7 protein-coding genes are annotated in these 8126 nt (G+C 64.4%); 2 read left to right on the top strand and 5 right to left on the bottom strand.

The features are described 5' to 3' along the window. Window positions 1-92 precede the first annotated feature (92 nt). Window positions 93-665, bottom strand: coding sequence for a lipocalin family protein (locus tag NMG10_RS25640; protein ID WP_254465361.1), 573 nt, complete (start codon window positions 663-665; stop codon window positions 93-95). Next, entirely contained in the window at window positions 662-916 is a 255-nt protein-coding gene (gene bamE, locus NMG10_RS25635; RefSeq protein ID WP_028688397.1) for an outer membrane protein assembly factor BamE, read from the bottom strand. The genes NMG10_RS25640 and bamE overlap by 4 nt, the downstream gene beginning before the upstream one ends. A 223-nt stretch (window positions 917-1139) precedes the next feature. On the opposite strand from bamE, the gene NMG10_RS25630 reads away from it, so the two are divergent. Beyond that, window positions 1140-3032 (top strand): methyl-accepting chemotaxis protein, encoded by a 1893-nt coding sequence (locus NMG10_RS25630; RefSeq protein ID WP_232854941.1) that lies wholly within the window; start codon window positions 1140-1142, stop codon window positions 3030-3032. Between the two features lie 122 nt (window positions 3033-3154). On the opposite strand, the gene NMG10_RS25625 is transcribed toward NMG10_RS25630, so the two are convergent. From NMG10_RS25625 to NMG10_RS25615, 3 genes are all read right to left on the bottom strand, one after another. Next, window positions 3155-3751, bottom strand: a complete 597-nt coding sequence (locus tag NMG10_RS25625) for a DUF924 family protein (protein ID WP_203648373.1) — start codon at window positions 3749-3751, stop codon at window positions 3155-3157. A 3-nt stretch (window positions 3752-3754) separates the two neighbouring features. Next, window positions 3755-4765, bottom strand: a complete 1011-nt coding sequence (locus tag NMG10_RS25620) for a class 1 fructose-bisphosphatase (protein ID WP_203648374.1) — start codon at window positions 4763-4765, stop codon at window positions 3755-3757. A gap of 244 nt (window positions 4766-5009) precedes the next feature. Beyond that, window positions 5010-7475 (bottom strand): glycogen/starch/alpha-glucan phosphorylase, encoded by a 2466-nt coding sequence (locus tag NMG10_RS25615; protein WP_232854940.1) that lies wholly within the window; start codon window positions 7473-7475, stop codon window positions 5010-5012. A 198-nt stretch (window positions 7476-7673) separates the two neighbouring features. Between NMG10_RS25615 and NMG10_RS25610 the strand changes: the two genes are divergently transcribed. Next, complete coding sequence (locus NMG10_RS25610; RefSeq protein ID WP_203648377.1) at window positions 7674-8078, top strand: YkgJ family cysteine cluster protein; 405 nt, start codon at window positions 7674-7676, stop codon at window positions 8076-8078. Window positions 8079-8126: the final 48 nt, after the last annotated feature.

Below are 8126 nucleotides of genomic sequence, written 5' to 3'. Positions count from 1 at the left end.
TGTATAAGAGACAGCGCAAAGATCGCCGGGGCCGCTTTGCGGCCCTTTCGCGGCGCAAGGCCGCTCCTACAGGGATCGCAACCACCTGGATCTCAATGCCTGGCAACAATCTGCTTGTCGGACACTCGCCAGATCAGCCGATTGGTGTCATACCCCTGCTGCCGCGCCTTGGCCAGCAGGTTCTCGCGCTCCCAGGCCGGCAGCGAAGGCGTACGCGAAAGAATCCACAGGTACTTGCGATCCGGGCTGCCGACAATCGCGGTACGGTAGCGCTCATCGACGAACAGGATCCAGTAGTCGCCCTTGGCCACGCCCGGCACCAGGCGGGTGAACCAGTTATCGAACTCCACCCACAGTTTGTCGGTGTGCCCGGCCTCCTGCGGCGTGGCATGGCCTTCGGCGCGCAGCCACTCGTCGCCCATGGTGCGGCAGCGATTGAGCACGCCGACCGTGCCGTCGGGCTTGAGATTGTAGTGGCCTTCGGATTGGGCGCAGCCATCCTGGTACTTCATCGGCAGGCGCGCCAGCTCGAACCATTTGCCCTGGTAACGCTTGAGGTCGACCGCACCTGCGGTCTTCGGCGCCAGCGGGTCGGTGGCCGAGGTGGCGCAGCCACCCAACAGCATCACCAGGCACACGCCCAGCAGCAGGTGCAGACGCCTCATTTGAGGCCCTGCCCGGAATACATCAGGACCTTGTCCGCCGCGTACTGCACGCTGATGAAGCTCTTCTCGTCACCCCAGGTGCAGCTGCTCATGCCCAGTGCCCCGGAGCACTCCTTGGGCGAACCGAGCAATTGCTCGACCTCGGCCTTGTTCATGCCGGCCTTGAGCTTGGAATAGTTTTCCTGGTTGATCTTGCTGCAGGCGGTCAGGACGACGCACAAGGACAACAGGGCGAGGGAACGCAACGACATGAAGGGACACTCCTGGAGGTGGATACGCAGGTACGAAGGCCTGCAGGGAGCTTAGAAGGGAAAAAGGCTCCGCGGTTCCCTGGCGGCCCAGGTTTCGTTGTGCGCCGTTGGTCGCCTGGCGCGCAAACGATTAATGTTTTATTCCTGCGCGTCGACATAGAGCGGTGGTGTGGCCTTTTGCCGCACCCCTCCCCTTCGTGCCCGTGCGCAGATTCCAAGAAAAATGACCAAGAACCTCAAGTTCAGCCACAAGATCCTGCTGGCCGCCGCCCTCGTGGTGGCCGTCGCCTTCACCTGCTTCGTCCTGTTCAACGACTACCGGCAGCGCCAGTCGCTGCGCAGCGACACTGAATCGACGTTGCAGTCACTGGGCAACCTGACCGCGGGCAACATCCGCACTTGGCTCGACAGCCGCATCCAGCTGGTGAGCTCGGTGGCCCAGCAGATCGCCGTCGACGGCCCGGCCAAGAACAGCCTCGACCGCATCCTGGCGTTGCCGGTGTACAGCGGCAACTTCATCCTCACCTACTTCGGCGGCCAGGACGGCAGCATGCAGTCGGTGCCGGTGGGTAACCGCGCCGCCGACTACGACCCGCGCGTGCGCGGCTGGTACAAGGCGGCCAGCGCGGCGGGCCAGACCATCGTCACCGAGCCGTACATCTCGGTCTCGGCCGGCAAGCTGGTGATCACCCTGGCCACCCCGGTGCAACAGGGCGGGCGCATGATCGGCGTGAGCGGTGTCGACACCGACCTGCAGACCATCAGCAACCTGATCAACACCCTCGACTTCGGCGGCCACGGCCATGCCTTCATCGTCAACGGCGAAGGCAAGGTGCTCATCCATCCCAAGGGCGAACTGGCGCTCAAGACCCTGGCCGATGTCTACCCCGGCAGCGACCTGCGCATCGGCAGCGGCCTGAAAGAGGTCGAGGTCGAGGGCCGCCGGCAGTTCATCAGCTTCACCCACGTCGACGGCGTGCCGTCGGCGGACTGGTACGTGGCGCTGGTGCTGGACCAGGACGCGGCCTTCGCCATGCTCGGCGAGCTGCGCACCTCGGCGGTGGTGGCGACGCTGATCGCGGTGGTGGTGATCATCGCCCTGCTCGGCCTGCTGATCCGTGTGCTGATGGAGCCACTGCACGTCATGGGCCGCGCCATGCGCGACATCGCCGAGGGCGAGGGCGACCTGACCCGGCGCCTGAACATCCACGCCCAGGACGAGTTCGGCAGCCTGGCGCAGTCGTTCAACCGTTTCGTCGAGCGGATCCACGAGTCGATCCGTGAAGTGGCCTCGGCCACCGGCCAGGTGAATGCCGTGGCCGGCCAGGTGGTCAACGCCTCCAACGCCTCGATCCACAATGCCGACCAGCAATCGAGCCGCACCAGCAGCGTGGCCGCGGCGATCAACCAGCTGGGTGCCGCCGCCCAGGAAATCGCCCAGAACGCCGCCCTCGCCTCGCAGCACTCCAGCGCCGCCCGCGGCCTGGCCGAGGAAGGCCAGCAGGTGGTCGGCGAGACCATCGACGTGATGAACCAGCTGTCGGCGCGCATCAGCGACGCCAGCGGCAATATCGAGACGCTGAACAACCACACGGCGAACATCGGCCAGATCCTCGATGTGATCAGCGGCATCTCGCAGCAGACCAACCTGCTGGCGCTCAACGCCGCCATCGAGGCCGCCCGTGCCGGCGAGGCCGGGCGCGGCTTCGCGGTGGTCGCGGACGAGGTGCGCAACCTGGCCCACCGTACCCAGGACTCGGCGCAGCAGGTGCAGCGCCTGATCGAGGAGCTGCAGGCCGGCGCCCAGGTGGCGGTCAGCACCATGAACCAGAGCCAGCAGCACAGCGATCGCAGCGTGGGCATCGCCAACCAGGCCGGCGAGCGCCTGGGCAGCGTCACCCAGCGAATCGGCGAGATCGACGGCATGAACCAGTCGGTAGCCACCGCCACCGAGGAACAGACGGCCGTGGTCGAGTCGATCAATGTCGACATCAACGAGATCAATACGTTGAACCAGGAAGGGGTGCACAACCTGCAGAGCACCTTGCGTGCCTGCACCGACCTTGAGCATCAGGTCGAGCGGTTGAAGCATCTGGTGGGGAGTTTCAGGATCTGATTCGAAGGCCCTGGGGGCCGCTTTGCGGCCCATCGCGGCACAAGGCCGCTCCTACAGGGGGATGCGATTCCTTGTAGGAGCGGCCTTGTGCCGCGAAAGGCCTGCGCAGCAGGCCCGGCTATTCAGAAGCGGGACCCAGGCTCCAGCAAGAAATCCATCTCCTCGCTGGTACTCGGCCGCTCCAGCACCAGGTTGCGGTGCGGGAAGCGCCCGAACCTGGCAATCACCCGCTGGTGCTGCTCGGCATAGTCGAGGAAGCCTTCGAACAACCGGCGGTTGGCCTCGGGCTGTTCATCCAGCAGCATCTGGTAACGCTCGACACACAGGTTCTGCCAGTCCAGCACCTCGGCGTGCTCCAGCACCAGCAGCACGAACACCCGCTGGATCGGCAGCAACTGGTAGTCCCAGCCCTTTTGCAGGCCCTGCATCGCCACCACCTGCGCCCGCCGGTCGCCCTCGAAGGCGCGCGGCGTGTCGCGGTGGATCATGCGCGGCAGCTGATCCAGCAGGATCAGCAGGCCAAGCCAGCCCTGCGGGCTCTGCTGCCACTCGTCGAGCCCGCCCGAGAGGGCCTGCTCGACCAGATGGCCGAACTGGGCCTGGGCTTCGGCGTCATGGTGCTTGCCGAACCACAGCGTGTTCTTCTCGTCAGCCACGGCCTGGGCACTGCTGCCCCAACCGAACCACCACTCCAGCAACGGCTGCCAAGGTGCGAGCATGACTTACTCCTTGTGGTAGGCGGTGACGCGCTCGACCTCTTCCTTCGAGCCGAGGATCACCGACACGCGCTGGTGCAGGCTCTCCGGCTTGATGTCGAGGATGCGCTCGTAACCGTTGGTGGAGGCGCCGCCAGCCTGTTCGATGATGAAGGACATCGGGTTGGCTTCGTACATCAGGCGCAGCTTGCCCGGCTTGCTCGGCTCACGGGCGTCGCGCGGGTACATGAACAGACCGCCACGGGTCAGGATGCGGTGCACGTCGGCCACCATCGAGGCGATCCAGCGCATGTTGTAGTTCTTCTTCAGCGGACCGGTCTCGCCGGCCAGCAGCTCGCCCACGTAGCGCTGCACCGGGGCTTCCCAGTGACGCTGGTTGGACATGTTGATGGCGAACTCGGCGGTGGTTTCCGGCACGCGGATGTTCTCGTGGGTCAGGACGAAGCTGCCCAGCTCGCGGTCCAGGGTGAAGCCCTTGACGCCGTTGCCCAGGGTCAGGATCAGCATGGTCTGCGGGCCGTAGATGGCGTAACCGGCGGCGACCTGCTCGGTGCCTGGCTGCAGGAACGCTTCTTCGTTCAGGCTTTCGTTCTGGCTCAGGTACTGGTTAGGGCAACGCAGTACCGAGAAGATGGTGCCGACCGAAACGTTGACGTCGATGTTCGACGAGCCGTCCAGCGGGTCGAAGACCAGCAGGTAGGCGCCTTTCGGGTATTTGCCCGGGATCTGGTAGGCGTTGTCCATTTCCTCGGACGCCATGCCGGCCAGGTGGCCGCCCCACTCGTTGGCCTCGAGCAGGATGTCGTTGGAGATCACGTCGAGCTTCTTCTGCACTTCGCCCTGCACGTTTTCGGTGCCCATGCTGCCCAGCACGCCGCCCAGGGCGCCCTTGGACACGTGGTGGCTGATCTCCTTGCACGCACGCGCCACCACTTCGATCAGGAAGCGCAGATCGGCAGGGGTATTGTTGCTGCGGGTCTGCTCAATCAGATAGCGACTCAGGGTAACGCGGGACATGTATGGCTCCGAAAGGAATAGGGGGAGAAAAACCCCCGCAGTTTACAGGGAGAGTTGCGGGCTAGCGAGCAAAGAGACTTGCCTGGGCTGTCAGACGGCACATTAGGTCGGTAGTTCAGCCCGCGCCAGGCCGATAGTCGGCATCTGCCTCATTCGCGGGTGAACCCGCTCCCACAGGTACTGCGCAGGCTTTGAAACCTGTGAGGTCCCTGTGGGAGCGGGTTTACCCGCGAATGGCCTCACCTCAATCCAGCGCCTTCCAGATCTCGGTCGCATACTCACGAATGGTCCGGTCCGACGAGAACCAGCCCATCCGCGCCGTGTTCAGCACTGCCATGCGCCACCAGTCCTGCGGCGCGTGCCACAGCTCCTCGACCCGCCGCTGGGCGTCCCAGTAGGCATCGAAGTCGGCGCATACCAGGAAGCGGTCATAGGCGATCAGCCCGTCCACCAGCCCGGCGTAGCGCGCCGGGTCGTCCGGCGAAAACACGCCGCTGCGGATCGCCTGCAGCACATCGCCCAACCGATGGGAGGCGGCAATCGCCGCGGCGGCGCCGAAATCGCCGCTGCGCTTGCGCGCCTCCACCTGCTGGGCGGTCAGGCCGAAGATGAACATGTTTTCGGCGCCCACCTGCTCGCACATCTCGACATTGGCGCCATCCAGGGTGCCGATGGTCAGCGCGCCATTGAGGCCGAACTTCATGTTGCTGGTACCGGACGCCTCGTAGCCGGCGGTGGAGATCTGCTCGGACAGGTCCGCCGCCGGGATGATGCTCTCGGCCAGGCTGACGTTGTAGTTGGGCAGGAACACCACCTTGAGCTGGCCACGCACCGTGGGGTCGTTGTTGACCACCCGGGCGATGTCGTTGGCCAGCTTGATGATCAGCTTGGCCTGGTGGTAGCTGGCCGCCGCCTTGCCGGCGAAGATCTTCACCCGCGGTACCCAGTCGGTCCCGGGGTCATTGCGCATCGCCTGGTACAGCGCCACCGTATGCAACAGGTTGAGCAGCTGGCGCTTGTACTCGTGGATGCGCTTGACCTGGACGTCGAACAGCGCCTGCGGATTGACTGTCACCCCCAGCCGGTCCTGAATGATGCTGGCCAATGCGCGCTTGCTGTGCAGGCGCTGGGCGGCGAATTGCTTGCGGAAGGTGGCCTTGTCGGCAAAAGGCGCCAGCCCCTTGAGCTTGCCTTCCGGGTCGTCCAGCACCTGCGGGCCCAACGCCTCGATCAGCATCGCCGTGAGCTGCGGGTTGGACTGGTACAGCCAGCGACGGAAGGTGATGCCGTTGGTCTTGTTGTTGATCCGTTGCGGGTAAAGCTTGTGCAGTTCGGCGAACACCGTGCTCTTCATCAGTTTGCTGTGCAGCGCCGACACGCCGTTGACGCTGTGCGAGCCGAGAAACGCCAGGTTACCCATGCGTACCCGGCGACCGTTGTCCTCCTCGATCAGCGACACCGCGCGCAGCACATCGAAGTCGTGCAGGCCTTTGGCCCGCAAGGCATCGATATGGTAGGCGTTGATCAGGTAGATGATCTGCATATGCCGCGGCAGCATGCGCTCCATCAGCGCCACCGGCCAGGTTTCCAGGGCCTCGGGCAGTAGGGTGTGGTTGGTGTAGGCCAGGGTTCCGACGGTCAGCTCCCAGGCTTTGTCCCAGGGGATTTCGTGCTGGTCCACCAACAGGCGCATCAACTCGGCCACGGCGATCGACGGGTGGGTGTCGTTGAGCTGGATCGCTGCGGCATCCGGCAGGTTGAGCAGGTCTTTATGCATGTTCAGGTGGCGGCGCAACAGGTCCTGCAGCGAGGCCGAGACGAAGAAGTATTCCTGGCGCAGGCGTAGCTCCTGGCCGGCCTCGGTGCTGTCGGCCGGGTACAGCACCCGCGAGATGCTCTCGGCGCGGGCCACCTCGGCCACTGCGCCCAGGTGGTCGCCGGCGTTGAAGCGCTCCAGGTGCAGTTCTTCCAACGCCCGGGCCCTCCATAGGCGCAGGGTGTTGACGCTGGCGCCGCGCCAACCGACCACCGGTGTGTCGTAGGCCACCGCCCGCACCGTCTCGCCCGGCCACCAGACCTGGCGCTGCTGCCCATTGCCCTCGTGCACGGTTTCGACACTGCCGCCGAAGCTGATCGGATAGATCACCTCGGCGCGCTCGAACTCCCAGGGGTTGCCGAAATCCAGCCAGTTCTCGGTCTGCTCCTGCTGCCAGCCATCGACTACCGCCTGGCGGAACAGGCCATGCTCGTAGCGGATGCCGTAACCATGGGCGGCGATGCCCAAAGTCGACATGCTCTCCATGAAGCACGCCGCCAGGCGCCCGAGGCCGCCATTGCCAAGCGCCGCATCGGGCTCGAGCAGGCGGATGCGCTCAAGGTCCACGTCCAACCCCTGCAACGCCTCACGGGCGATCTCCAGGTAGCCGAGGTTGCTCAGGCTGTCGTACAGCAAGCGGCCGATGAGGAATTCGAGGGAGAGGTAATAGACACGCTTCTGGCTGCGTCGGTAGGCCCGCCGGGTATGGTCCATCCAGTGATCGACCATGTGGTCGCGGGCGGCCAGGGCGATGGCCTCGAACCAGTCGTGGTCGAAAGCGTGTTCCGGGTCCTTGCCGACCGCGTAGGTCAGCTTGGCCAGCACGGCGGCGCGAAAGGCCGCCACCTCTGCACTATGGTCCTTTTCGTCACGGGCTTCGGTTTCCTGGGACATGAGGCATCCTCGGGCAAATGGGCGAAAGCGCAGGGAGATTGTTCAGCCTAGACGCTCTGACACGGAGCGACAGCGACGGTTCGCGGTTTTCATCCACCGCTGGCGAAACCGGCAAAAGGTTGTTCACAAATTGAACAACTCCGGTATCATCGCGCGCCCCAAAACCGTGATTTTCCTTGCAAGAATAAAACCGCAACCATGAAACCGACCCTGATCGCCGCCGCCGAAGTCGACCGCCTGGAGACCTGGCAGCGCTATGCCAGCCACATGTGCGGTGGCTGCCACTCGACCTGCTGCACCCTGCCGGTGGAGGTGAAGATCAAGGATCTGATCCGCATCGGCGTGGTGGACGAGTTCGAAAAAGACGAACCCCCGAAAAACGTGGCCAAACGCCTGCAGAAGGAAGGCATCATCGAGCGTTTCAACCAGAAGTCGGGGATCTTCACCCTGACCCGGATGAGCAACGACGACTGCATGTATCTGGACCGCAAGAGCCGGCTGTGCACCATTTATGACAAGCGCCCGGACACCTGCCGCAATCACCCGAAGATCGGGCCGCGGCCGGGGTATTGTGCGTACAAGCCCAAGGTGGCTACCCGCTGATCCTGCTTTACCTTTGAAATTCTGGGGCTGCTTTGCAGCCCATCGCGG

This window comes from Pseudomonas sp. DVZ6, assembly GCF_024259445.1.
Classification (GTDB): domain Bacteria; phylum Pseudomonadota; class Gammaproteobacteria; order Pseudomonadales; family Pseudomonadaceae; genus Aquipseudomonas; species Aquipseudomonas peradeniyensis.
This window is presented reverse-complemented; position numbering and strand designations above follow the sequence as displayed.

Coding starts and splice junctions, on each gene's coding strand:
- bamE (WP_028688397.1), bottom strand. CDS start 916: ATGTCGTTGCGTTCCCTCGCCCTGTTGTCCTTGTGCGTCGTCCTGACC.
- NMG10_RS25620 (WP_203648374.1), bottom strand. CDS start 4,765: ATGTCCCGCGTTACCCTGAGTCGCTATCTGATTGAGCAGACCCGCAGC.
- NMG10_RS25625 (WP_203648373.1), bottom strand. CDS start 3,751: ATGCTCGCACCTTGGCAGCCGTTGCTGGAGTGGTGGTTCGGTTGGGGC.
- NMG10_RS25630 (WP_232854941.1), top strand. CDS start 1,140: ATGACCAAGAACCTCAAGTTCAGCCACAAGATCCTGCTGGCCGCCGCC.
- NMG10_RS25615 (WP_232854940.1), bottom strand. CDS start 7,475: ATGTCCCAGGAAACCGAAGCCCGTGACGAAAAGGACCATAGTGCAGAG.
- NMG10_RS25640 (WP_254465361.1), bottom strand. CDS start 665: ATGAGGCGTCTGCACCTGCTGCTGGGCGTGTGCCTGGTGATGCTGTTG.
- NMG10_RS25610 (WP_203648377.1), top strand. CDS start 7,674: ATGAAACCGACCCTGATCGCCGCCGCCGAAGTCGACCGCCTGGAGACC.